We start from the raw sequence: 23446 nt of genomic DNA on the forward strand, positions 1-23446 counted from the left end.
CCGAAAATCGCGGGGCCCTCCAATATACGGTACGGCCTTCTAGGGTGGTGGTGTGAAGCCCGACAACTCCCAGCAAGTGCGAGGCAACCTCAGAGCAGCGCGGTGGCTCGGTGCGCATCGGATGAACGCGGCCACGCTCTCGCCCCAGCGGTATGCCCGGCTGATCCTCTCCACCTCGCGCGTTCCGTTCCTTCAGGTCGTGAAGACGAGCGTCGCGGCCATCGTCGCGTGGATCGTCACCGCGCCCCTGCTGCAGGGCCAGATTCCCCTCTTCGCGGTGATCGCCGCCATTCTCGTGGTGCAGCCGAGCGTGAACCAGTCGTTCGGCAAGGCGCTCGAGCGATGCGTGGGCGTGATCATCGGGGTCGTCCTGGCCTATCTGGTGGGGCTGGTCTTCGGCGGTACGTCGTGGATCGTGCCGGTCGCAGTGATCATTGCGCTGCTGCTCGGCTGGGCGCTCCGCCTGGGGCCGACGTCGTCAGTGCAGATTCCGATCAGCGCGATGCTGGTGCTGTCGCTCGGGGCGACGACCCCGGGGTACGCCTTCAACCGCATCCTGGAGACGATCGTCGGGGCGTTGATCGGTGTGGCGGTGAACCTGCTCATCGTTCCGCCGGTGGCGCTGCAGCCCGTGCACGAGGCCGTCGCCCGCCTCGGCAACGAGCTGGGCAGCATCCTGGACTCGCTCGCCCGCACTCTGAGCACACCGACCTCGGCCGCCGACCGCACGGCGATGCTGGTGGAGGCGAGACTGCTGACGCCGATGCGGGCGAAGGCGGCGGCCGCGCTCGCGGCGGGGGAGGAGAGTCTGAAGTACAACCCCAGGCGCTCGGTGCACCGCGATCTGCTCGAAACGGATGCCATGCTGCTGGCCATGCTGAGCATCCTGGTGACGCGGGTGACCGGCATGGCGCGCGGAGTCGTCGACCACTATGACGACGACCTGCTCGACGAACCCCTGGTCTCGGAGATCGTGTCGGAGATGCAGCGCGCCTCGCACGACCTCCGGCTGGTCATCCTGAACGCCGACCTGCCGGGTGCGGCGGTTCTGCAGGCGGTACCGGATGATCTGCCGGCCCTGACCGCACCGCTCCGCGTGACGGTGCCGAGTTCTGAGCACTGGGTGCTGCTGGGGTTCCTGCTCGAAGACCTCCGGCGCATCCACGAGGAGATCGTCGAGGCGACGGACGCGCCGCGCTGACGCCGCCCGTGGTCGCTGCGGTACCTGCGGCAGTTCGGGACACCCGCGCCTGCGCGCCCGGCCGCGGTTGCGACCAACCACCGCGGTTGCGACAGACCACCGCGCCGGCACGCTGACGCGCGGACCCTGGCCGGGGTCAGTCGGGCGGGCGCTGGGTGAAGGAGTCGAGGTGTGCCTTCGTGAGGGCCGCCATCTCGTCGTCGGTCAGGTCGTCGAGGCTCTTCGCCTCGGTGCGGTCGTGTTTCGACCAGCGCACGAACAGCAGGATCAGGATGGGGATGTCGGCAATCTCGGCGATGAACCACAGCAGGTCGCCGGAGAGCTGCTGATCGCGGAGCGGGCTCGGGAACCAGACCGGCGTCGCTCCCACGAACGGCGCCGCATGGTCGAGGATCTGGTCGTTCAGTCGCAACAGGATGCCCGGGATGGCGTCCACGACGAGCTCGACGAAGGCGAGCATGAACTCGGCGACGATGAAGAGGCTGGTGCGCACGACGACGAGCTCGGTCAGCGGAAGCACGAGCACCAGCCCGACGAGCGGAACCACCACCGTGATGACATCCTGTGCCACGGTCGAGCCCCGGAGGCTCCCGGCGATCGGCGTCAGGAAGACGGAGAACGCGACCAGAGCGAACACCGGGCCGAAGACGGCATTGCCCATGACTCCGATGACGCGGCTCTCGATCACGCGTTCGAGCAGTGCTGCGCCCCGCGGGCTCGTCGAGAGTGCTTCGCGTGCCAGGGCGACGGGTTTGCCGGTGGCGACGAGCGCAGGCACCGCGAACAGCAGCAGCGCGATACGGGTGGTGAAGGCGAACCGCAGCTCCTGGCTGTAGACACCGAGAAAACCGAACTCGATCACAGCGAACGATCCGAGACCGAGCAGGTAGAAGCCCGCCGTCCGCTTCAGGGACCAGTGCAGTCCACGCCGTCTCAGGCTCAGGATGCCCGCCCCGTACAGCCCCGCAGCGATGACGATCACGACGATCCCCAGCGCATCGGGCTGCCAGGTCGTCAGCAGTGCGGCGATGTCAGGCGTGGCTACTCCTCGGGGTCACTTACATTATGCGCTCCGGCGCGGACGCTCGATCCCGCCTCCCGCGACGTAACTCAGGAGGGGTGCCCCGGCAGCCCCATGGCGTCGATGGCGCCGACCCCTGCCTGAGTTGCGGTACGTGCCGGTACGCGCGGAGCGGGGTTGCGGGGTGGGGTCAGACGAGGCGTATGCGACGGCGGCGGAGGAAGCCGACGCGGTCGTAGACCGTGTCGAGCGTCTGCTCCGCGACCTCGTTCGCCCGGGCGGCAGCGGCGTCGAGGATGCGGTCGAGCTCGGCGGGGTCGCCCAGCAGCTCGAGGGTGCGCTCGCGGATGGGCGCGACCGTCTCGACCACCACCTCCACGAGGGCCTTCTTGAGGTCGCCGTAGCCGCGGCCGACGAACTCCGCCTCGAGTGCGGGGATCGTCTGCCCGCCGAGCACCGAGAAGATCGTCAGCAGGTTCGAGACCCCGGGCTTGTTCTCGGGGTCGTAGACGATACCCCCGTCGGCGTCGGTCACGGCACGCATGATCTTCTTCTTCGTCACCGAGGGCTCGTCGAGCATCCAGATCACACCGGCCTTCGACTCGGCCGACTTCGACATCTTCGCGCCGGGGTTCTGCAGGTCGTAGAGCTTCGCCGTCGACTTCAGGATGTATGGCTCGGGCACCGCGAACGTGTCACCGAACCGCGAATTGAACCGGTTCGCGAGGTCGCGGGTGAGCTCGATGTGCTGGCGCTGGTCTTCGCCCACCGGAACCTCGGCCGCCTGATAGAGCAGGATGTCACCGGCCTGCAGGATGGGGTAGGTGAACAGGCCGACCGAGGTGGAATCGGCGTTCTTGGCCGACTTGTCTTTGAACTGCGTCATGCGGGCGGCCTCGCCGAACCCGGTGATCGTGTTGAGTACCCAGGCGAGCTCGGCGTGCGCGGGCACATGCGACTGCACGAAGAGAGTGGAACGCGCGGGGTCGATTCCGGCCGCGATGTACTGTGCCACCGTGCGGCGCGTGTTCTCGCGCAGCTCCGCGGGGTCTTGCGGCACGGTGATGGCGTGCAGGTCGGCGAGCATGTAGAAGGCCTCGTGTGAGTCCTGCAGGGCGAGCCAGCTCAGCAGCGCCCCGGTGTAGTTGCCGAGGTGCAGCGATTCGGCTGACGGCTGCATGCCCGAGAGCAGGCGGGGCTTGGGTGCCATGGGTTCAGTTCCTAAAAAGAGGTGGGACTATGAGTTAACCAGACCGGCCCGCCCGCTGAAGCGAGCTCGGCGGAAAGAGGCGGCCTCGAGGGCGCTTTCCGCGTTCGCGGCGTCATCGGGTGGTGGCGAGTGCCCTGCCGGCTGTGCGCCGCAGGGGCGGCGGCGCGCTAGAGGGAATAGTCGACCACGACGGGGGTGTGGTCGGACCAGCGTTCGTCGTGGGAGGCGGCGCGGTCGACCCGGTAGCCGGTGACGCGGGCCGCGAGGGCGGGAGTGGCAAGTTGGTAGTCGATGCGCCAGCCGCTGTCATTGTCGAAGGCCTGGCCGCGCCACGACCACCAGGTGTAGGGGCCGTCGACCTCGCCCGCGTGCTGCCGACCCACGTCGACCCAGCCGAGGCCGGGACCTGACGAGCCGTCGACGCCCTCGACCTCGGCGCCTGCCTGGCCGAGGAACCGGTCGAAGTAGGCCCGCTCGCGGGGCAGGAAGCCGGCGCGCTTCACATTGCCCTTCCAGTTCTTGATGTCGAGCGGCCTGTGCCCGACGTTCAGGTCGCCGACCACCACCGCGAGCGGCGAATGCGCCTCGAGCTCGGGCAGGCGCGCCTCCATGCCGTCGAGGAACCGGTACTTCTCCACCTGCTTGGGCGTGCCGTCTTCACCCGAATGCACGTAGGCGCTCACGACCGTGACGATCTGGCCGTTCACCTCGTAGTCGGCCTCGAGCCACCGGCCCGCACTGTCGAACTCATCGTCGCCGATCGAGACGCGGTGGATGCTCGGCCGGGCGTGCGACCCGGTGCGCGAAGCCAGCGCGACCCCCGCCCGCCCCTTCGCCGTGGCGGCGTCGTGCAGGATGCTCCACTCGGGCCCGAGCAGCCCCTCGATGTCTTCGGTCGACGCCCGCACCTCCTGGATGGCCAGGATGTCGACCTCGCGAGCATCGAGCCAGGCCCCCATTCCCTTGCGGAAGGCTGCCCGGATGCCGTTGGTGTTGATCGACGCGATACGCAGATTGGTGGTGCCAGAACTCATGCCCACAACCCTAGCGAAGCCCCCCGACACCGAGGTGCAGGGCCGCAGAGCCGCAGCCCCGGGGCATCCGACTCGAATGAGCGCCCTAGGGCTTCCGGGGCGGAGTGGCAACGGCTGGGTCGATCGCCGGCGCGCTCTTCTCCACCGCGAGTTCCCTGTCGATGCGCTTGAGCTGACGGGCCAGGTTCCCCCTACGCAGGCCCCGGGCATCCTGGAGCTCGTCGGAGAGCTGCGCATGCTGCGCCTCGAGCACATGGCGGTGGGCGTCGGCCTCGGTCTGCAGCGCTTCCGCCTCCTTCTGTTCGGGCGTGAGCTGCCGGGCGTCGATTCCCGCATCGCTGAGGCTCACGGTGATCCACGAGGCGAAGATGAGAACGACCTGGCAGATGAGGTTGAACCAGATGAGGATGCCGATGATGACGGCGAACGAGGCGAGCAGCGGGTTCGAAGTGGCCCCGCCGAGCAGCGTCGAACCGAGCGCCTTGAGAATGCCCATCACCACGGCCGCCAGGGCTGCACCCGGCAGCAGCTGCCGCGGTGGAATGGGCACGCCCGAGAGCAGGCGGTACGTTCCGGCCAGCACCAGCGTGTCGAAGAAGAAGACCACGACGAGCCCGATGATGTGGCCGACGACCAGCGCGAACGGCGAGGCGTGGTCGAGTCCGACCACGTCGTAGACGAAGCTGATCGCCGCGGTCGAGGCCACGGTCATCGCCATCGAGATCAGCAGCACCACCACGAAGACGAGGGCGGTGCCGAGGTCTTTCAGCTTGAGCAGCGCGAAGTTCGTGGTGGGCCCGGGAACGTTGAAGATGAGGCGGATGCCGCTGCGCATCGACCCGATGAAACCGATGGCGGTGAAGATCAACCCGGCGGCAGCGACGATCCCCGTCCAGCCGAGGGTGGGGGCCGCCGAGGTCAGTGCGTCGGGCTTGATGGCCCCGTTCTCGCCGATGAGCCCGGGAACGCTCGCGTTGAGCTGGGCGATCAGGGCATCCTGCAGGGCCTGGTTCGACGCGAAGACGATGCCGAACACCGAGAACACCACGGCGAGTGCCGCGAAGATCGCGAAGACGGCCTGGTAGCTCATGCCCGAGGCGAGCAGTGGACCACCGTTGGTGCCGTAGTTCGTGAAGACGCGCACCGGCTTCGAGGCGACGATCTTCGCGATCAGACCGGCGATGCCGCCCTGCGGCTCCTTCGAGCGATGGGCGGCATCGTCTGTGGCGTCTTCGACAGCGTCACTGGGTTTTGCGTCTGTGGTCGTTGGGGTCACGATCAGAGCCTAGGGCGAAATCCCGAGACGGGCAGGGGCTAGCGCTTGCCGAACATGATGGCCTGCTTGACCTCGGCGATGGCCTGGGTGACCTGGATGCCGCGGGGGCAGGCATCCGTGCAGTTGAAGGTCGTACGGCAGCGCCACACGCCCTCTTTGTCGTTCAGGATGTCGAGGCGAACCGAGGAGGCCTCATCGCGCGAGTCGAAGATGAAACGGTGCGCATTCACGATCGCGGCCGGGCCGAAGTACTGCCCATCGGTCCAGAAGACAGGGCACGACGAGGTGCACGCGGCGCAGAGGATGCACTTGGTCGTGTCGTCGAAGCGCGCACGCTCGGCGGCCGACTGCAGGCGCTCCTTGTCGGGCTTCGATGAGGCCTGCAGGAAGGGCTGCACTTCGCGGTAGGAGGCGAAGAACGGCTCCATATCGACGACCAGGTCCTTTTCCAGCGGCAGGCCCTTGATCGCCTCGACGTACACGGGTTTCGTGATGTCGAGGTCTTTCATCAGCGTCTTGCAGGCCAGACGGTTGCGGCCGTTGATGCGCATCGCATCCGATCCACAGACGCCGTGCGCACAGGAGCGACGGAAGGTGAGCGATCCGTCCTGCTCCCACTTGATCTTGTGCAGGGCGTCGAGCACCCGGTCAGTCGGGTAGAGCTCGACGTCGAAGTCCTCCCAGTGCGGCTCCTCGTCGACCTCCGGGTTGAAGCGACGCACCATCATCGTGACGGTGAACGTGGGGATCGGTGCCTCGGCGGGTGCCGGGGGAGAGTCCAGTGTTGCGGTACTCATTTTCTAGTACTTCCTCTCCATGGGCTGGTAGCGGGTGACCACGACCGGCTTCGTGTCGAGCCTGATGTGGTCACCGGCGTCGGCAGAGTGAGCGTCGCCCGAGAGGTACGCCATGGTGTGCACCATGTAGTTCTCGTCGTCCCGCTTGGGGTAGTCCTCACGGAAGTGTCCGCCGCGGCTCTCCTTGCGGTAGAGCGCGGAGTAGACCGTGACCTCGGCCAGGTCGAGCAGGAAGCCGAGTTCGATGGCCTCGAGCAGGTCGGTGTTGAACCGCTTGCCCTTGTCCTGCACCATCACATTGCGGTAGCGGTCGCGAAGCCCGCCGATCACCTTCGTGACCTCGGTCAACGACTTCTCGGTGCGGAACACCTGGGCGTTGCGGTCCATCGAGTCCTGCAGCTCCTTGCGCATGTCGGACATGCGCTCGGTGCCCTGGCTGGTGCGGAGCATCTGCACCAGTTCGCGGATCGGCTTGGCCGGATCGTCGGGCAGCGGGATGAACTCCGCCGTCGCCGCGTACTCGACCGCGAAGTTGCCTGCGCGCTTGCCGAAGACGTTGATGTCGAGCAGAGAGTTGGTGCCGAGACGGTTCGATCCGTGCACCGAGACGCAGGCGCACTCGCCGGCGGCGTAGAGGCCGGGCACGACGGTCGTGTTGTCGGAGAGAACCTCGGCCCTGATGTTCGTCGGGATGCCGCCCATTGCGTAGTGCGCGGTCGGCAGCACGGGCACGGGCTCGGTGTAGGGCTCGACACCGAGGTAGGTGCGGGCGAACTCCGTGATGTCGGGCAGCTTCGCGTCGATGACGGCCGGTTCGAGGTGGGTGATGTCGAGGTAGACCCAGTCCTTGTTGGGGCCACCGCCCCGGCCCTCGCGGATCTCGGTCGCCATGCAGCGCGCCACGATGTCGCGGGGCGCCAGGTCTTTGATGGTGGGAGCGTAGCGCTCCATGAAGCGCTCACCCTCGCTGTTGCGGAGAATCGCGCCCTCACCGCGGGCTGCCTCCGAGAGCAGGATGCCGAGGCCTGCGAGGCCGGTCGGGTGGAACTGGTAGAACTCCATGTCTTCGAGCGGCAGACCCTTGCGCCAGACGATACCGACGCCGTCGCCCGTGAGGGTGTGGGCGTTCGAGGTGGTCTTGTAGATCTTGCCGAAGCCGCCGGTGGCGAAGACGATCGACTTGCCCTGGAAGACGTGCAGGTCTCCCGTTGCGAGCTCGTAGGCCACGACGCCGGCGGGACGGTTGACCCCGTCGACCTCGACCATGACCAGGTCGAGCACGTAGTACTCGTTGAAGAAGTTGATGCCGTGCTTGACGCAGTTCTGGTAGAGCGTCTGGAGGATCATGTGGCCGGTGCGGTCGGCCGCATAGCAGGCACGGCGAACGGGGGCCTTGCCGTGGTCGCGGGTGTGACCGCCGAACCGGCGCTGGTCGATTTTGCCCTCGGGCGTGCGGTTGAACGGCAGACCCATGTTCTCGAGGTCGTAGATCGCGTCGATCGCCTCTTTCGCCAGGATCTCGGCGGCATCCTGGTCGACCAGGTAGTCACCGCCCTTGACGGTGTCGAACGTGTGCCACTCCCAGTTGTCCTCTTCGACGTTGGCGAGCGCCGCGGCCATGCCGCCCTGGGCGGCACCGGTGTGCGAGCGGGTGGGGTAGAGCTTGGAGATGACGGCGGTGTTCGCCTTGGGCCCGGCCTCGATAGCGGCGCGCATGCCCGCCCCACCCGCGCCGACGATGATGACGTCGTGCTGGTGGTAGGTCACGCCGTCGACGACGGTGCCGTCTGCGTATTCAGTCACTGCTGTGCCTCTTCGATCGAAAGTGTTACGGAGCCGGGCAGAAAGACAGCGCCTGGTCTGCGGGAATCAGTGTGCTGCAGGGGTCGAAGGTGAAGACCACGAGCGTGCCGAGCACGATGAGAACGACGGCCGCGACGAACAGCGCGCCGAGCAGGATGCGACGCACGAGCGGGTTCGACGCATAGTCGTTGACGATGGTGCGCATGCCGTTCGAGCCGTGGATCATGGCCAGCCAGAGCATGACGACGTCCCAGATCTGCCAGAACGGGGTGGCGTACTTGCCGGCGACGAAGGCGAAGTCGATCGCCTTGATGCCCTCGCCCTGAACCAGGTTCACGAAGAGGTGACCGAAGATCAGGATGATCAGCAGCACGCCCGACGCGCGCATGTAGAGCCAGCCGTACTTCTCCCAGTTGACCCTGCCCTTGCTCGCGCGCTGCTGCGGCTGGCGGGGGGACTCGATGATCGCCGACATCAGTGGGGCTCCGTAAAGACGTTGTAGAGATGGATCGGAGCGAACCCTGCGGTGCCGACGATCCAGAGGCCGATGACGACCCAGAACATGAGGCGCTGGTACTTCGCGCCCTTGCTCCAGAAGTCGATGAGGATGATGCGGAGCCCGTTGAACGCGTGGAACATGATCGCGATGACCAGCGCGGTCTCACCGAGGCCCATGATCGGGTTCTTGTACGTGCTCATGACGGCGTCGTAGGCATCTGGCGACACCCGGATCATCGCCGTGTCGAGCACGTGCACGAGAAGGAAGAAATAGATGGCCACACCGGTGATGCGGTGCAGCACCCACGACCACATTCCTGTGTTGCCTCGGTACAAGGTACCGGCCGGGCGTTTCGAAGAACTCCGGGCTGTGGCTAGCGTCGATACCGCTTCATTGGGCACGAGCAACCCCCTTTGGTTAAGGATGGGTTCGTAGCGCCGGCGATGAACTTCTCAGACGCACGAATTCTGTCTCAGCATAATGTTCGCATCGTGAAATGTCTTGTTAGGGAAGCCTTACCCGACGACGTGCTGTTTCATCCAGTGTAGGCACGTCGATCACCGATTCGTAGTGCTTGACGAGCTCGTCGCAGACGTTCGTCCAGGTGCGCCCGAGCACCGCTCTGCGGCCGGCTTCCCCGAAGCGCGAGCGCAGCGTCTCGCTGGCGGTCAGGTCACCGACGAGGTCGCGCAGCTCTCCTGCGTCAGCCGGATCGTAGAGGTACCCGTTCTCTCCGTCGGCGACGAGATCGATGGGGCCGCCGGCGCGGGGAGCGATGACGGGGAGTCCGGCGGCGTGGGCCTCCTGCAGCGTCTGCCCGAAGGTCTCCTCTGTACCGGTGTGCAGAAAGATGTCGAAGCTGGCATAGGCGGCAGAGAGCTCTCTGCCGCTGAGTCGCCCGAGAAAGTCGATGGGCATCCCCTCCGTCGCCCGCTCGATCGAGGCAGCCGACGGTCCGTCGCCGACGACGGCGAGCCGGATGCCCGGCATTCCCCGAAGGGCGGCGAGGCGTTCCACCTGCTTCTCCGGCGCGAGCCGCCCGACGTATCCCACGACGATCTCGCCGTTCGGGCTGAGTCTGGACCGCAGCGCTGCAGCGAGAGCGCTCTGGCGGTTGTTCGGGTGGAACGCTTCGAGGTCGACGCCGCGGGCCCACCGCTTCAGTCTCGGCACGCCCATCTTCTGCAGGTCATCCATCGACGCGCTCGACGGCACCAGAGTGAGGGAGGCGCCCTCGTGTACCCACCGCACGAACTTCCACGTCAGGCGTGCGGCAGGGCCCAGGTGGTTTCGCTTGGCGTAGCCGGCCATGTCGGTCTGGAAGATGGCCACCGAGGGCACGCCGAGACGGTTTGCCGCAGCGATCGCCCCTGCCCCCAAGAAGAACGGAGAGGCGGCGTGCAGCACATCGGGTTCGAAGGCGGCGAGCAGACGCTGCACCGATGGGTTCGGCAACCCTACGGGAAAGCTGCGGTAGCGGGCGGCCGGCACCTCGAAGACGGGGTAGCCGAGGTAGTGGCTCGGGGCGTTCGCCGCAGGGCAGATCACGATGGCATCGTGCCCGTTCGCGTGCAGGTGATCGAGAACCTTGCAGACGCTGTTGGTGACTCCGTTGACCGTGGGGAGAAAGCTTTCGGTGACGATTGCGACTCTCATATCCCTGACGGTAGGAAGCGAATGTGGCACGGGTGTGAATGGCGAGTGGCCGCAGGGTGCACAGGTGGCTATCGGTAAGGTGGGGCCCATGAGTGCACACAACGACCTGCTCGGGCGGTTCTACAGCGTCATCCCGGCCGGCGGAATCGGTTCGAGGCTCTGGCCGCTGTCGCGGGCGGATGCCCCCAAGTTCTTGCACGACCTCAGTGGTTCGGGCCAGAGCCTGTTGCGCGACACGTGGGATCGCCTCGTTCCGCTCGCCGGCGAGCAGCGCATCATGGTCGTCACCGGCAGGGCGCATCGGGCTGCGGTCGAACGCCAGCTGCCCGCGCTCGAAGACTCGAACGTCGTGCTCGAGAGCGAGCCCCGGGAGTCCACTGCGGCGATCGGGTTGGCGGCGGCCATCCTGAACCGGCGTGAGCCCGGTGTGATCATCGGTTCGTTCGCGGCCGACCATGTGATCGGCCAGCCCGAGCGTTTTCGCCAGACCGTGCGCGAGGCCATGATCACCGCCGACGCGGGGTACATCACCACCATCGGCATCATGCCCGACGAGCCGTCGATCGGGTTCGGCTACATCCACGCCACCAAGCCGCTCGGGGTCGAGGGTGCTGCCGATGCGATGTTCGTCGACAGCTTCGTCGAGAAGCCCGACCTGGAGACCGCCGAGGCCTATGTCGAGTCGGGGGCGTACTTCTGGAACGCGGGCATGTTCATCTCGCGGGCCGATGTGCTGCTGGAGCAGATCGGCCGGTCGCGACCCGAGTTGCTCGCCGGCCTGATGGAGCTCGCCGAGGCGTGGGACACCCCGCGCCGCGGCCTCGTCGTCGACAATGTCTGGCCCGAGCTCGAGAAGATCGCCATCGACTACACGGTGGCCGAGCCGAGCGCGCTCGAGGGCAAGCTCGCCGTCGTTCCCGGAACCTTCAGCTGGGACGATGTGGGCGACTTCGCCTCGATCGCCAAGCTGCACTCGGGCGGCCGCAAGAGCGAACTCGCCATCCTCGGCAAGAATGCGCGCATCCTGTCCGACTCGTCGAGCGGGGTCGTCGTGTCCCACAGCGACCGCGTGATCAGCCTCATCGGGGTGGAGGACATCGTGGTCGTCGACACCCCCGATGCCCTGCTGGTGACGACGAGCGCCCACGCACAGCGCGTGAAGGCCGTGGTCGACGCCCTGCGGCTCTCGGGCTCGGGCGACGTCCTGTAGCAACGCTCGGGGCTGAGCGCCCCTGCCGATGTTTCGATTCGGCAACGACGGCGGATGGGGTCGGTCGGCCCCGCTAGATTTGTGCCTATGAAATCGACCCTCCGCGCCGTTTCCGTTCTTGCAGCCGCGGCTGCCGTCTCCCTGGTGCTGGCGGGATGCTCGCCGGCGCCCGCGCAGTCGACGACGTCTGCCAGCGCGTACTGCGCCCGGATGGTGACGAACTCGGGCGGCATCGACGACCGGTCGTTCAACCAGTCCAGCTGGGAGGGCCTGCAGAAGGCCGAGGCCGATCTCGGGATCGGGGCCCAGGTGCTGGTGTCGACGAACGAGACCGACCTCGCGCCCAACGTCGAGCAGGCCGTCGGCAGTGGCTGCGGCTTCGTTCTGACGGTCGGTTACGAACTGGCCGACGCCACGACCGCGCAGGCCGCGTCGCATCCGTCGACCCACTTCGCCATCGTCGACGAGCAGGTCACAGCGCCCAACGTCAAGTCGATCCTCTTCGACACGGCACAGGCCTCCTACCTCGCGGGGTACCTCGCCGCGGGGGTCTCGAAGACCGGCAAGGTGGCCACCTTCGGCGGGGGCAACCAGCCGCCCGTCACCCTCTTCATGGACGGTTTCGTCGACGGTGTCGCCGCCTACAACACGGCCCACGGCACGAGCGTGCAGGCATTGGGGTGGGACAAGGCCGCGCAGAACGGCGTCTTCACGGGCGACTTCGAAGACGTGAACAAGGGCAAGACCGTCACGCAGGCCTTCATCGACCAGGGTGCCGACGTGATCATGCCGGTGGCCGGCCAGGTCGGCGAGGGCACCGCGGCGGCGGCCCTGGAGTCGGGCACGGCCAAGGTCATCTGGGTCGACAACGACGGCTACGACACACTGCCGGCCGAATACAAGCCGATTCTGCTCACGAGCGTGATGAAGAAGACCGGTGACGCCGTCGAGAAGATCGTCGGCGACGACTCGAAGGGCACGTTCGACAACTCGTCGTACATCGGCACGCTGGCCAACGGCGGGGTCGACCTGGCCTCGTACCATGACCTGGAATCGAGCCTGCCCGCCGGTCTGGCCGACGAGATCACCGCCCTGAAGGCCGACATCGTCTCGGGCAAGGTTGTTGTGTCGTCGCCCAGCGCACCCCAGTAATCAGCGTCAGGGCGGGTACCACGCCCGATCATTGCGCCGTTCGCGTGATCCGGGCGTGAACATTTCGGTTGAGTTAACGGGTCGCCACGTCTTTGTAACGCTTGTGCCGCAAACACCCGGCCGGGCACAACTGCGAACGCAACTGTGGGTAACGTGTTACCCCAAAGCACCTGCGCCCTGTCCCGGGGCAACCTTTTGGAGGACATTTTGAGGAACACCACCCGTCGCGTCGCCTTCGGTGGCCTGGCCACCCTCGCAACCGCGGCCCTGCTCGCCGGTTGCGCATCGGCCCCCACCACCTCGACCAGCAGCGCTCCGACCGCCTCAGCGTCGGCGAACTTCAAGCCCTGCATGGTCTCCGACCTCGGTGGTTTCGACGACAAGTCGTTCAACCAGCTGGGCGACGAGGGCCTGAAGGACGGCGCTGCGGCAGTGGGTGTGAAGCCCATCGAGGTGCAGTCCAACGCGGAGACCGACTACGCGCCGAACATCGACAGCCTGATCTCCCAGAACTGCACGCTGATCGTCACGGTCGGCTTCGCGCTCTCGGCCGCCACGGTCACCGCAGCGCTGGCGAACCCCGACGTCGACTTCGCGATCATCGACGACGCGGCCGACAACGACTTCAACGGCCAGACCGACGCCCCGAACATCAAGCCGATCCTGTTCGACACCGCCCAGGCGGCATTCCTCGCGGGCTACGCATCGGCGAGCTACAGCAAGGCCGGCAAGGTCGCCACCTACGGCGGCATGAACTTCCCGACCGTCACCATCTTCATGGACGGCTTCGCCCAGGGCGTCGCGTACTACAACACCCAGAAGTCCAAGTCGGTGCAGGTGCTCGGTTACGACACGGCCAACCCCGACGCGGCGACGTTCACCGGCGGCTTCGAGGCGAACGACACCGCGAAGACCACCGCGCAGAACTTCATCGACCAGGGTGCAGACGTTCTGCTGCCCGTCGGTGGCCCCATCTTCCAGAGCGCCGGTGCCGCGATCACCGACTCCGGCAAGGATGTCGCGCTGCTCGGTGCCGACGCTGACGTGTTCGACACCTTCCCGACCTACGACGACCTCTACTTCACCTCGGTGCTGAAGGGCATCAAGCAGGCCACGAGCGACGTCGTGAAGGCTTCTGCCACCGGCAGCACCTTCGACACCACCGCCTACATCGGAACCCTCGAGAACGACGGCGTCGGCATCGCGCCGTTCCACAACTTCGAGAGCAAGGTCGATTCGGGCCTCCAGGGCGAGCTCGACACCATCAAGGCGAGCATCATCTCGGGCTCCATCCCGGTGACCTCGTACCTCAAGAAGTAGCCAGCAGCTGAAACACCAGGGTGGGGGAACCGGATTCGTCCGGTTTCCCCACACCTCTTTTAAGTCTTCGACCCCACAGGTAGATTGAATCCATGAAGCTCGAACTGCGCGGCATCACGAAACGTTTCGGGTCGCTCACAGCGAACGACCACATCGACCTGGTCGTGAGGCCCGGCGAGATCCATGCCCTCCTCGGGGAGAACGGCGCCGGCAAGTCGACGCTGATGAACGTGCTCTACGGCCTCTACCAGGCCGACGAGGGCGAGATCCTCCTCGACGAGAAGGCGCAGCACTTCGCTGGCCCGGGCGACGCGATGGCTGCGGGCATCGGCATGGTGCACCAGCACTTCATGCTCATTCCCGTCTTCACGGTGGCCGAGAACGTGATGCTCGGCAACGAGCAGACAAAAGCCGGTGGCCGGCTCGACCTGGCCGCTGCCCGTGCTCGCGTGCGCGAGATCAGCGCCCGGTTCGGTTTCGATCTCGATCCGGATGCGCTGGTCGACGATCTGCCCGTGGGCGTGCAGCAGCGGGTCGAGATCATCAAGGCCCTCTCCCGCGACGCGAAGGTACTGGTCTTCGACGAGCCGACCGCCGTTCTCACGCCCCAGGAGACCGACGAGCTGATGGTCATCATGGGCCAGCTGCGCGATGCGGGAACGTCGATCGTCTTCATCACACACAAACTGCGCGAGGTGAGGGAGATCGCCGACCGCATCACGATCATCCGGCTCGGCAGGGTCGTCGGCGAGGCCGCCCCCACCGCATCGAACGCCGAACTCGCCTCCCTGATGGTCGGCCGATCCGTCGAGCTGACCGTGCACAAGGAGCTGGCGAAGCCGGGCGATGAGGCCCTCGTCGTGCGCGACCTGTCGGTCATCGACGCGCTCGGCCAGCTCGTGGTGAACAACGTGAGTTTCGAAGTGCGGCGCGGCGAGGTACTCGCCATCGCGGGGGTGCAGGGCAACGGCCAGACCGAGCTCAGCGAGGCCATCATCGGGCTGCAGGAGAAGGTGCTCGGCTCGATCACGCTCGACGGCCAGTCGCTGGTGGGCATGAGCGTCAGCCGGGTGCTCGAGGCGGGGGTCGGCTTCGTTCCCGAAGACCGCAACCACGACGGGCTGGTCGGTGAGTTCACCATCGCCGAGAACCTGATGCTCGACCGCTCCAACACGGCCCCCTTCGTCAAGCGCGGCACTCTGCAGCTCGCATACCTCAACCAGTTCGCCGAGGAGAAGACGAGGGAGTTCGATGTGCGTTCGCAGGGCATTCAGACTCCCGTCGGCCGCCTCTCCGGCGGTAACCAGCAGAAGGTCGTGCTGGCCCGGGAGCTGAGCCGCGACCTGCGACTGTTCGTTGCCGCGCAACCGACCCGGGGCATCGACGTCGGTTCCATCGAGTTCGTGCACAAGCGCATCGTCGAGACGCGGGATGCCGGTGTTCCGGTCATCGTCGTCTCGACCGAACTCGACGAGGTCACCGCCCTGGCCGACCGCATCGCGGTGATGTACCGGGGCAGCATCGTCGGCATCGTGCCGGGCAACACCTCCCGAGACGTACTCGGTCTCATGATGGCCGGCGAAGTGCCCGACGTGATCACCACCGTCAGGGCCGACCAGATAGAAGGAGCGCTTCTGTGAGCGACACTGCAGTTGCGGCCACGCCGCAGTCCCCGTCGGGCGGATCGTCGACCCCGGCACCGGCCGGCACCCCGGTGGCCCCGGCGCCCCGGTCGAACCAGATCCTCCGCGACATCCTGGGCGGCAGTGTCGTCATCTCGATCCTGGCGGTCGTGCTGGCCCTCGTGGCGGGCGGCATCCTGATCGCCCTGACCGACGAAGACGTGCAGACCGCGTCGGGATACTTCTTCTCGCGGCCCGGCGACACGCTGCAGGCCATCTGGATTGCGGTGTCGGGTGCCTACAGCGCCCTCTTCCAGGGCTCGGTGTACAACTTCGGAGCGGTCGACTTCGCGAAGGGCATCAAGCCGCTCACCGACACGCTGACGTTCGCGACGCCGCTCATTGCGGCCGGTCTCGGTGTGGGGCTGGCGTTCCGCGCGGGCATGTTCAACATCGGCGGCCAGGGGCAGATGCTCATCGCGGCCGCAGCCGCCGGCTGGGTGGGGTACTCGTTTCCCCTGCCCTACGGCATCCACCTCGTTCTGGCCGTGCTCGCCGGTATCGCCGGTGGCGCTCTCTGGGGTGGGATCGTCGGCCTGTTGAAGGCGCGCACCGGGGCGCACGAGGTGATCGTCACGATCATGCTGAACTACGTGGCGGTGTACCTCGTCTCCTACATGCTGCGTACCCCCGGCCTGCTGCAGGCGCCGGGCTCGAACAACCCCAAGACTCCGGCGATGCTGCCGACGGCGGTCTACCCCGACCTGCTGGGGTCGTCGTACAACCTGCACGCGGGGCTGCTCGTGTCCGTCGCGGCGACGGTCTTCGTGTGGTGGCTGCTGTCGCGCTCGAGCCTCGGGTTCAAGTTCCGGGCGGTCGGGGTCAACCCGAACGCTGCCCGGGTCGCGGGCATCGACGTGAAGCGCTCGTACGTCACCGTGATGCTGATCTCGGGTGGCCTGGTCGGCCTCGCCGCGGTGGCCCAGGTGCTCGGAACCGTCACCTCGGGCTTTTCGTCGGGCATCGACGCCGGCATCGGGTTCGACGCCATCACCGTGGCACTGCTCGGCCGGTCGAGGCCCTGGGGCATCTTCGTGGCCGGCATCCTGTTCGGCGCGTTCAAGGCCGGTGGGTTCTCCATGCAGGCCGGTGAAGGCATCCCCGTCGACATCGTGCTCGTCGTGCAGTCGCTCATCGTGCTGTTCATCGCGGCGCCTCCGCTGGTGCGGGCCGTGTTCCGGCTTCCGACGCCGGGCGTCACTGGTAAGAAGAAGCCGGTCAGACTGGCGAAGGCGGTAGCAGCGAAATGAGTTCTCAACTCTCCGGCCCGGGCAGCACGGCGGGTGCCACCGACCTCGCGGGTGACGGCAACCTCGCCGGTGCCGGCAATCTCGCGGGTGCCGGCAATCTCGCGGTCGAGGTCTCCGACCCGGCGACCGTGTCGTCGGCGACGCAACACGACAGGCCCGACTCGTCGAACGGGCTCGCGCGCACCATCGTGAAGTCCTGGAAGGCGCCGATCGCCTTCGGCATCTTCACCCTGATAGCGCTGGTGCTGTTCATCGTGCTCGGTCGCGACGGCATATCGACGTTCCAGCTCTCGAACAGCAACGATCTCATCCAGCTGCCGGTGGTGGAGACACCCACCCGCCTCGCCGGGGTCATCACGACCATCCTGCTGGCTGCCATCACCGTGCTGGCGTGGCTCCGCGTGCGGGCCAACCGTCGCGTTCCGCTCTGGCTGACGAGCATCTTCGGTGTGCTCTTCCTCTTCGGCTTCCTGGCCTGGGCCGCGGCGGGGCAGACACTGCCGGTTCCCGGCCTGCTCGTCGGAACGGTGTCGCTCTCGGTGCCTCTGATCTTCGGCGCGATGGGCGGCGTCATCTCCGAGCGGGTCGGTGTGGTGAACGTCGCGATCGAGGGCCAGCTGCTGGCCGGTGCGTTCGCGTCGGCGGTCGTCGCGACCATCACGGGCTCGCCCTACGTCGGCCTCATCGCGGCGATGGTCGCGGGCATGCTGGTCTCGTTCGTGCTGGCGGCCTTCGCCATCAAGTACTTCGTCGACCAGGTGATCGTCGGGGTGGTGCTGAACGTGCTGGTCGTCGGCCTCACCAACTTTCTCTACTCGCAGGTGCTGTCGAAGAATGCCGAGCTGCTGAACACCCCGCCGCGCTTCGACCGCATCGCCATCCCGGTGCTGAGCGAGATTCCGATCATCGGTCCGACGCTCTTCCGCCAGACCATCGTGGTGTACCTCATGTACATCGCGGTGGCCGCGGTGTACTTCGGGCTGTTCCACACGAAGTGGGGGCTCCGCGTGCGGGCCGTGGGCGAGCATCCGCAGGCCGCCGACACCGTCGGCATCAACGTCAACAGCACCCGTTTTCGCAACGTGCTGCTGGCGGGTGCCATCACCGGATTCGGTGGGGCGTACTTCACCCTGGTCTCGGTGCCGAGCTTCAACCGGGAGATGACGGCGGGCCTCGGTTATATCGCGCTGGCGGCAGTCATCTTCGGACAGTGGGATCCCATCAGAGCGACGCTCGCAGCGCTGCTCTTCGGTTTCGCCTCCAACCTGCAGAACGTGCTGGGCATCATCGGTTCACCGGTGCCGAGCGAGTTCATGCTCATGCTGCCGTATGTGCTGACCATCTTCGCGGTCGCCGGGCTGGTGGGGCGTTCGAGAGGCCCCGCGGCCTCCGGCAGACCGTACATCAAGTCGTGAGGACAGTTCTATGACCGATTCATCGCCCGCCGTCGATTGGGACGCCCTGCGTGCCATCGCGAACGAAGCCGCCACGCACGCCTATGTGCCGTACTCGAAGTTCCCGGTCGGGGTGGCGGCGATCGTCGACGACGGGCGCATCATCTCGGGAGCCAACGTCGAGAACGCCTCCTATGGTCTGACCCTCTGCGCGGAGTGCGCGCTCGTGTCGTCGCTGCACATGACGGGCGGCGGCAAGCTCGTGGCGTTCACCTGCGTCGACGGCCAGGGCGGCGCGCTGATGCCCTGCGGGCGGTGCCGGCAGCTGCTGTACGAACACTCCGCCGAGGGGATGCTGCTCGAGACGGTGTCGGGCATCCGCACGATCGACGAAGTGCTGCCCGATGCGTTCGGGCCGCGCACGCTGGTGGAGTACAGCGCGTCGACGCCGGCCGCCTCATGAGCGTCGAAGCCCACGACGTCATCGACCTGATCCGCACCAAGCGTGACGGCGGGGTGCTCAGTACTTCGCAGATCGACTGGATGGTCGATGCCTACACCCGCGAATACATCGAGGATGCGCAGATGGCGGCGATGGCGATGGCGATCCTGCTGAACGGCATGGGGCGGCCCGAGATCCGCGACCTGACGCTGGCGATGATCGCGAGCGGCGAAACGATGAGTTTCGCAGGGCTCGGCAAGACGACCGTCGACAAGCACTCCACGGGCGGAGTGGGCGACAAGATCACCCTGCCGCTGATGCCGCTGGTCGCGTCGTTCGGCGTCGCGGTGCCGCAGCTCTCCGGGCGGGGGCTCGGGCACACGGGTGGCACGCTCGACAAGCTGGAGAGCATCCCGGGCTGGCGGGCATCCCTGTCGAACGAGGAGATGTTCGCGCAACTGCGGGATGCTGGAGGGGTGATCTGCGCCGCGGGCAGCGGGCTCGCGCCGGCCGACAAGAAGCTCTACGCTCTTCGCGACATCACGGGTACCGTCGAGTCGATTCCGTTGATCGCGTCATCGATCATGAGCAAGAAGATCGCCGAGGGCACTGCAGCGCTGGTGCTCGACGTGAAGTTCGGCTCGGGTGCCTTCATGCAGAACATCGAGCAGTCGCGCGAGCTGGCGCAGACGATGGTCGACCTGGGCAACGACGCCGGCGTGCTCACGTCGGCGCTGCTGACCGACATGCACCGCCCGCTCGGGCTCGCGATCGGCAACGCGAACGAGGTGCGGGAGTCGGTCGAGGTGCTCGCGGGAGGCGGGCCGGCCGACGTGGTGGCGCTCACGCTGGCGCTGGCCTCAGAGATGCTGGCGCTCGCCGGTCAGCCCGACGCCGATGTGGCGGGGGCGCTCGCGTCGGGGCAGGCGATGGACAGCTGGCGGGCCGTCATCCGTGCGCAGGGCGGCGATCCGGATGCTGCGTTGCCCGTCGCTCGCGAGACGCACACCGTGCTGGCGCAGACCTCGGGTGTGCTGCTCGAGCAGCTCGCACTGCCGTTCGGGATCGCGGCGTGGCGTCTCGGGGCCGGCCGGGCTCGGGCCGAGGACCCGGTACAGCACGCCGCGGGCATCGACCTGCACGCGAAGGCGGGCGACACGGTGGTGGCCGGGCAGCCTCTCTTCACGCTGAGCGCTGACGAGCCCTCGCGCTTCGAGCGTGCCCTGGAGGCCCTCGACGGCGCCTACGCGATCGGCGCCGCCTCGGAGTACGTGCCGCGCGGCCCCCTCGTGGCGGAGCGGATCGCCCCGCGCTGACCATCGCCCCGGCCACACGGGCGCAGCGGAATGGACACAGAACCGCACATCCGTGCCGCTATTCGCTGCGGAGACGCGAAATCGTGTCCAGCAGCAGGGGCGGTGAGGTTGCACGCGCAGGCGCGCCGGTGCGAGTGCGGGTTAGAGGGTGGGGTCGCCGATGCGGCGGAGTGCGTCGGTCACGAGGGCCCAGAAGCGGGCGTGGTCGAGGGTGACGGCGACCTGGGTGGTGCAGTCGGCGGGGGCGGGGGCGCGGAAGTCGGCCACCGTCATCCCGAGCGTCAGCGTTCCCGTGAGTTCGATGTCGAGCGGAACGCGTCGCGTGGTCATGATGGTCGGGTCAATCACGTAGGCGACGGCGCACGGGTCGTGCACCGGAGGGGAGTCGAAGCCCTGGTGCTCGCGGTAGGTCTCGCCGAAGAACTCGAGCAGCTCGCCGACGAACCGAGCGGGCGCAGTGTCGATGGCCGCGATCTCTGCGGCGACGGCAGGGGTTGCGAGCGCCTGGTGCGTCAGGTCGAGCCCCACCATCGTCAGCGGCCACGATTCGTTGAAGACGATGTGCGCGGCCTCCGGGTCGATGATGATGTTGAACTCGCTGGTCGCACTCCAGTTGCCGCCCGCGTAGGCACCGCCCATCAGCACGATCTCGCGCACCCGCGACGCGAGGCGCGGCTCCCTGCGCACCGCCATGGCGATATTGGTCAGCCCTGCGGTCGCCACGAGAGTGATCTCGCCGGGCTCGTGCGCCATGACTGTGTCGATGATGAGGTCGATCGCGTGACGCGGGTCGAGGGTGATGGTGGGCTCGGGCAGCACCGGCCCGTCGAGCCCGGATTCGCCGTGGATGCTCTCGGCGACCTCGACCTTGCGCACGAGCGGCCGGGCAGCCCCTGCCGCGAACGGAACACGCGTGATTCCCGCGACGCGCGCCACCGCCAAAGCATTGCGCGTGACTTTCTCGAGCGTCTGGTTGCCGACGACCGTCGTCACAGCAACGAGTTCGACGTCGGGATTGCCGTGTGCCAGGAGCAGGGCGATGGCGTCGTCGTGCCCGGGGTCGCAGTCGAGAATGATCTTGCGCGGCATGGGTGCCTTTCAGGTCCGGGGGAGGTCGACAGAAGAATTCTATATGAAAATCATGTTCATATATGAAAGGATGCTCGGCATGATCGAGACGCAGAACACCGCTGATGCAGCATCCGGAGCCCGACGGGTCGAATGGATCCGTTCGCGCATGCCACTGCTCGCCCAGGCCCGCGAGGACTTTGCCCGCACCCGGCCCTTCGCGGGGCACCGCATCGGTATGTCGCTGCACGTGGAGCCGAAGACCGCGGTGCTGGTCGAGACTCTCGCGGCGGGTGGCGCCGAGATCGTGGGTACCGGCAACCACGGATCGACGCAGGACGACGTGGTCGCCTACCTGAACCAGAGCGGCATGACCATCTTCGGTCGCCGCGATGACGACCTCCAGCAGCACCACGCGAACGTCGCAGCCGTGCTCGATGCCGAGCCGAGCATCCTGCTCGACAACGGCGGCGACCTCGTGGCAGGAGTCGTGTCGCGCGGCGCGACCGACAGCATCCTGGGCGGAACCGAGGAGACGACCTCGGGCGGCGACAGGCTGCGCACCGAACTGGCCGGTCAGGTGCCGTTTCCGGTCATCGTGATCAACGACAGCCTGCTCAAGCAGATCGGTGAGAACAAGCATGCGGTGGGGCAGTCTGTCGCCGAGAGCTTCATGCGCATCACGAACCTGATGGTTCCGGGTACGCGGTTCGTCGTGGTCGGCTACGGCTGGTGCGGTCGCGGGGTGGCGCACTACCTCCGCTCACTCGGAGGCAAGGTCGCGGTCGCCGAGATCGACGAGCTGAAGGCGTTCGAGGCGGCGCTCGACGGATTCCGGGTCTCGTCTGTACTCGACCTCGCCTCGTGGGCCGATGTGATCATCACGGCGACGGGGCGGCCCGGCGTGGTCGGCGCCGACGTCTTCGAGCGGATGCACGACGGCGCCATCCTCGCGAACTGCGGCCACTTCCCGTGGGAGATCGACGTTCCCGCACTGCTCGCCTCCGCGACCTCGAGCCGTGCCGTCGACGAGGCGATCGACCGCATCGAACTGCCCGACGGCCGACACCTCGTGCTGCTCGCGCAAGGGCGCATGTTCAATCTGGCCGGCCGGTCGCCGAAGGGCAACTCGATCCAGTCGATGGATCTCGGTTTTCTCCTGCAGGTGCTCTCGCTCGAGCGGGTCGCCCTCGAGGCCCCGCGCGGCACGCTCGCGCCCGGTGCGCAACCGGTGCCCGAGGACATCGAGCGGCTCATCGCCCGGCGCATGCTCTCGGCGATGTCGGCCTCGGAATAGTCTTTCGGATGCCCGCTCCCGACTATGCCGTACCCGCCCTCGACAAGGCGCTCGATGTTCTCGAGTTGCTCGCCGACAGCGATGCGGGGCTGACGCAGGCCGAGATCGCCGGTGGAATCGGGCGGAGCGCCACGCAGATCTTCCGCGTGCTGACGACGCTCGAGCGCCGCGGGTACCTCTTTCGCGATCGGCAGTCGGGCGTCTACCGGCTGTCGACGCGGCTGTTCGACCTCGCGCACCGGCAGGAGCCGCTGCGCTCCCTCATCGCGGCCGCACACCCGCCGATGCGGGCGCTCGCCGAGCAGACCCGGTCGTCGTGCAACCTCAGCGTGCTCGATGCGGGCCGGATGCGGGTGGTCGCGCAGGTGGTGAGCCCGAGCGACTTCGGGTTCCAGGTGCGGGTGGGAGCGCTGTTCGACGTCGAGACGACGGCTTCGGGACTGGTGCAGCTGGCGTTTGCGGGCGCTGGTGCGGGCGCGGGGCGCCCCTCGCGCTCCGACCTCGCCGCGATCGTCGCCCGCGGTTTTCTCGAGCAACCGGATGCCCTGCAACCGGGTGTCACCGACATCGTGTTTCCCGTGCTGGAGCCCCGCCGATCATCCGCGAGCCTGACCGATCGCGCGATCGCCGTGCTGACGGTGCCGTATGTCGCCACGAGTTTCAGCGAACGCACCAGCGATTCCGTGCGCGAGCACGCCGCGGTTGCAGCCGGCGAGATTGCTGAGCGTCTGCTCGGTGCCAGGCCATGAATCGGGCCCGCCGAAACGCGGTCGTCATCGGTTGGCGATAGATTGTGTGTTGCTCGGTGGATGCCGGGA

21 protein-coding genes are annotated in these 23446 nt (G+C 67.1%); 11 read left to right on the plus strand and 10 right to left on the minus strand.

The genetic code is table 11. The features are described 5' to 3' along the window. Positions 1–52: 52 nt before the first annotated feature. Positions 53–1201, plus strand: a complete 1149-nt coding sequence (locus B7R24_RS02910; protein ID WP_253259245.1) for an FUSC family protein — start codon at positions 53–55, stop codon at positions 1199–1201. Positions 1202–1337: 136 nt separating this feature from the next. On the opposite strand, the gene B7R24_RS02915 is transcribed toward B7R24_RS02910, so the two are convergent. From B7R24_RS02915 to B7R24_RS02955, 9 genes are all read right to left on the minus strand, one after another. Continuing rightward, on the minus strand, positions 1338–2183 hold the full coding sequence (locus B7R24_RS02915) for a cytochrome c oxidase assembly protein (RefSeq protein WP_116417490.1): 846 nt from the start codon (positions 2181–2183) through the stop codon (positions 1338–1340). A 229-nt stretch (positions 2184–2412) separates the two neighbouring features. Next, positions 2413–3432, minus strand: coding sequence for a tryptophan--tRNA ligase (gene trpS, locus B7R24_RS02920; protein ID WP_116417491.1), 1020 nt, complete (start codon positions 3430–3432; stop codon positions 2413–2415). A 167-nt stretch (positions 3433–3599) separates the two neighbouring features. Further along, complete coding sequence (locus B7R24_RS02925) at positions 3600–4466, minus strand: exodeoxyribonuclease III (protein WP_116417492.1); 867 nt, start codon at positions 4464–4466, stop codon at positions 3600–3602. 85 nt (positions 4467–4551) lie between these two features. Continuing rightward, the gene (locus B7R24_RS02930) at positions 4552–5742 is read right to left on the minus strand and encodes a YihY/virulence factor BrkB family protein (RefSeq protein WP_116417493.1); all 1191 of its coding nucleotides are present in this window, start codon (positions 5740–5742) and stop codon (positions 4552–4554) included. 38 nt (positions 5743–5780) lie between these two features. Continuing rightward, positions 5781–6539 carry a succinate dehydrogenase iron-sulfur subunit gene (locus B7R24_RS02935; RefSeq protein WP_116417494.1) on the minus strand — a complete coding sequence of 253 codons (759 nt, stop codon included), beginning with the start codon at positions 6537–6539 and terminating at the stop codon, positions 5781–5783. A gap of 3 nt (positions 6540–6542) precedes the next feature. After that, complete coding sequence (gene sdhA, locus B7R24_RS02940; protein ID WP_116417495.1) at positions 6543–8342, minus strand: succinate dehydrogenase flavoprotein subunit; 1800 nt, start codon at positions 8340–8342, stop codon at positions 6543–6545. Between the two features lie 25 nt (positions 8343–8367). Beyond that, entirely contained in the window at positions 8368–8817 is a 450-nt protein-coding gene (locus B7R24_RS02945; protein ID WP_116417496.1) for a succinate dehydrogenase hydrophobic membrane anchor subunit, read from the minus strand. Next, positions 8817–9242: a succinate dehydrogenase, cytochrome b556 subunit gene (gene sdhC, locus B7R24_RS02950; protein WP_116417725.1), complete on the minus strand. Its 426-nt coding sequence runs from the start codon at positions 9240–9242 to the stop codon at positions 8817–8819. Before sdhC ends, B7R24_RS02945 begins: the two co-directional genes overlap by 1 nt. Positions 9243–9345: 103 nt before the next feature. After that, positions 9346–10497, minus strand: a complete 1152-nt coding sequence (locus B7R24_RS02955) for a glycosyltransferase family 4 protein (protein ID WP_116417497.1) — start codon at positions 10495–10497, stop codon at positions 9346–9348. Between the two features lie 88 nt (positions 10498–10585). Between B7R24_RS02955 and B7R24_RS02960 the strand changes: the two genes are divergently transcribed. The 8 genes from B7R24_RS02960 (at position 10586) to B7R24_RS02995 (ending at position 20263) form a co-directional block, all read left to right on the plus strand. Next, a complete protein-coding gene (locus B7R24_RS02960; RefSeq protein WP_116417726.1) occupies positions 10586–11707 on the plus strand; it encodes a mannose-1-phosphate guanylyltransferase in 1122 nt (373 codons plus the stop codon). Between the two features lie 87 nt (positions 11708–11794). After that, a complete protein-coding gene (locus tag B7R24_RS02965; RefSeq protein WP_116417498.1) occupies positions 11795–12859 on the plus strand; it encodes a BMP family lipoprotein in 1065 nt (354 codons plus the stop codon). Between the two features lie 207 nt (positions 12860–13066). Continuing rightward, positions 13067–14179 (plus strand): BMP family lipoprotein, encoded by a 1113-nt coding sequence (locus B7R24_RS02970; RefSeq protein WP_116417499.1) that lies wholly within the window; start codon positions 13067–13069, stop codon positions 14177–14179. Positions 14180–14271: 92 nt separating this feature from the next. Then, positions 14272–15819, plus strand: coding sequence for an ABC transporter ATP-binding protein (locus tag B7R24_RS02975; protein ID WP_116417500.1), 1548 nt, complete (start codon positions 14272–14274; stop codon positions 15817–15819). Then, entirely contained in the window at positions 15816–17111 is a 1296-nt protein-coding gene (locus B7R24_RS02980) for an ABC transporter permease (protein WP_172582683.1), read from the plus strand. The genes B7R24_RS02975 and B7R24_RS02980 overlap by 4 nt, the downstream gene beginning before the upstream one ends. Then, positions 17108–18526, plus strand: coding sequence for an ABC transporter permease (locus B7R24_RS02985; RefSeq protein WP_116417501.1), 1419 nt, complete (start codon positions 17108–17110; stop codon positions 18524–18526). The genes B7R24_RS02980 and B7R24_RS02985 overlap by 4 nt, the downstream gene beginning before the upstream one ends. A gap of 10 nt (positions 18527–18536) precedes the next feature. Beyond that, positions 18537–18968, plus strand: a complete 432-nt coding sequence (locus tag B7R24_RS02990) for a cytidine deaminase (protein WP_116417502.1) — start codon at positions 18537–18539, stop codon at positions 18966–18968. Next, positions 18965–20263 carry a thymidine phosphorylase gene (locus B7R24_RS02995; RefSeq protein ID WP_116417503.1) on the plus strand — a complete coding sequence of 433 codons (1299 nt, stop codon included), beginning with the start codon at positions 18965–18967 and terminating at the stop codon, positions 20261–20263. Before B7R24_RS02990 ends, B7R24_RS02995 begins: the two co-directional genes overlap by 4 nt. Before the next feature lie 141 nt (positions 20264–20404). Here B7R24_RS02995 and B7R24_RS03000 read toward each other — a convergent pair whose 3' ends face one another. Further along, positions 20405–21352: a nucleoside hydrolase gene (locus B7R24_RS03000; protein WP_116417504.1), complete on the minus strand. Its 948-nt coding sequence runs from the start codon at positions 21350–21352 to the stop codon at positions 20405–20407. Positions 21353–21431: 79 nt separating this feature from the next. Between B7R24_RS03000 and B7R24_RS03005 the strand changes: the two genes are divergently transcribed. Further along, positions 21432–22628: an adenosylhomocysteinase gene (locus B7R24_RS03005; protein WP_116417728.1), complete on the plus strand. Its 1197-nt coding sequence runs from the start codon at positions 21432–21434 to the stop codon at positions 22626–22628. An 8-nt stretch (positions 22629–22636) separates the two neighbouring features. Further along, positions 22637–23377 carry an IclR family transcriptional regulator gene (locus tag B7R24_RS03010; protein WP_116417505.1) on the plus strand — a complete coding sequence of 247 codons (741 nt, stop codon included), beginning with the start codon at positions 22637–22639 and terminating at the stop codon, positions 23375–23377. Positions 23378–23446 lie beyond the last annotated feature (69 nt).

The sequence above is a fragment of the Subtercola boreus genome, assembly GCF_003399645.1.
In the GTDB taxonomy this organism is placed as follows: domain Bacteria; phylum Actinomycetota; class Actinomycetes; order Actinomycetales; family Microbacteriaceae; genus Subtercola; species Subtercola boreus_A.

Excerpts from the sequence above, each read along its gene's own strand:
- trpS (WP_116417491.1), bottom strand. The coding sequence starts at position 3,432 with ATGGCACCCAAGCCCCGCCTGCTCTCGGGCATGCAGCCGTCAGCCGAA.
- B7R24_RS02925 (WP_116417492.1), bottom strand. The coding sequence starts at position 4,466 with ATGAGTTCTGGCACCACCAATCTGCGTATCGCGTCGATCAACACCAAC.
- B7R24_RS02935 (WP_116417494.1), bottom strand. The coding sequence starts at position 6,539 with ATGAGTACCGCAACACTGGACTCTCCCCCGGCACCCGCCGAGGCACCG.
- B7R24_RS02945 (WP_116417496.1), bottom strand. The coding sequence starts at position 8,817 with ATGTCGGCGATCATCGAGTCCCCCCGCCAGCCGCAGCAGCGCGCGAGC.
- B7R24_RS02955 (WP_116417497.1), bottom strand. The coding sequence starts at position 10,497 with ATGAGAGTCGCAATCGTCACCGAAAGCTTTCTCCCCACGGTCAACGGA.
- B7R24_RS02960 (WP_116417726.1), top strand. The coding sequence starts at position 10,586 with ATGAGTGCACACAACGACCTGCTCGGGCGGTTCTACAGCGTCATCCCG.
- B7R24_RS02965 (WP_116417498.1), top strand. The coding sequence starts at position 11,795 with ATGAAATCGACCCTCCGCGCCGTTTCCGTTCTTGCAGCCGCGGCTGCC.
- B7R24_RS02975 (WP_116417500.1), top strand. The coding sequence starts at position 14,272 with ATGAAGCTCGAACTGCGCGGCATCACGAAACGTTTCGGGTCGCTCACA.
- B7R24_RS02985 (WP_116417501.1), top strand. The coding sequence starts at position 17,108 with ATGAGTTCTCAACTCTCCGGCCCGGGCAGCACGGCGGGTGCCACCGAC.
- B7R24_RS02990 (WP_116417502.1), top strand. The coding sequence starts at position 18,537 with ATGACCGATTCATCGCCCGCCGTCGATTGGGACGCCCTGCGTGCCATC.
- B7R24_RS02995 (WP_116417503.1), top strand. The coding sequence starts at position 18,965 with ATGAGCGTCGAAGCCCACGACGTCATCGACCTGATCCGCACCAAGCGT.
- B7R24_RS03000 (WP_116417504.1), bottom strand. The coding sequence starts at position 21,352 with ATGCCGCGCAAGATCATTCTCGACTGCGACCCCGGGCACGACGACGCC.
- B7R24_RS03005 (WP_116417728.1), top strand. The coding sequence starts at position 21,432 with ATGATCGAGACGCAGAACACCGCTGATGCAGCATCCGGAGCCCGACGG.
- B7R24_RS03010 (WP_116417505.1), top strand. The coding sequence starts at position 22,637 with ATGCCCGCTCCCGACTATGCCGTACCCGCCCTCGACAAGGCGCTCGAT.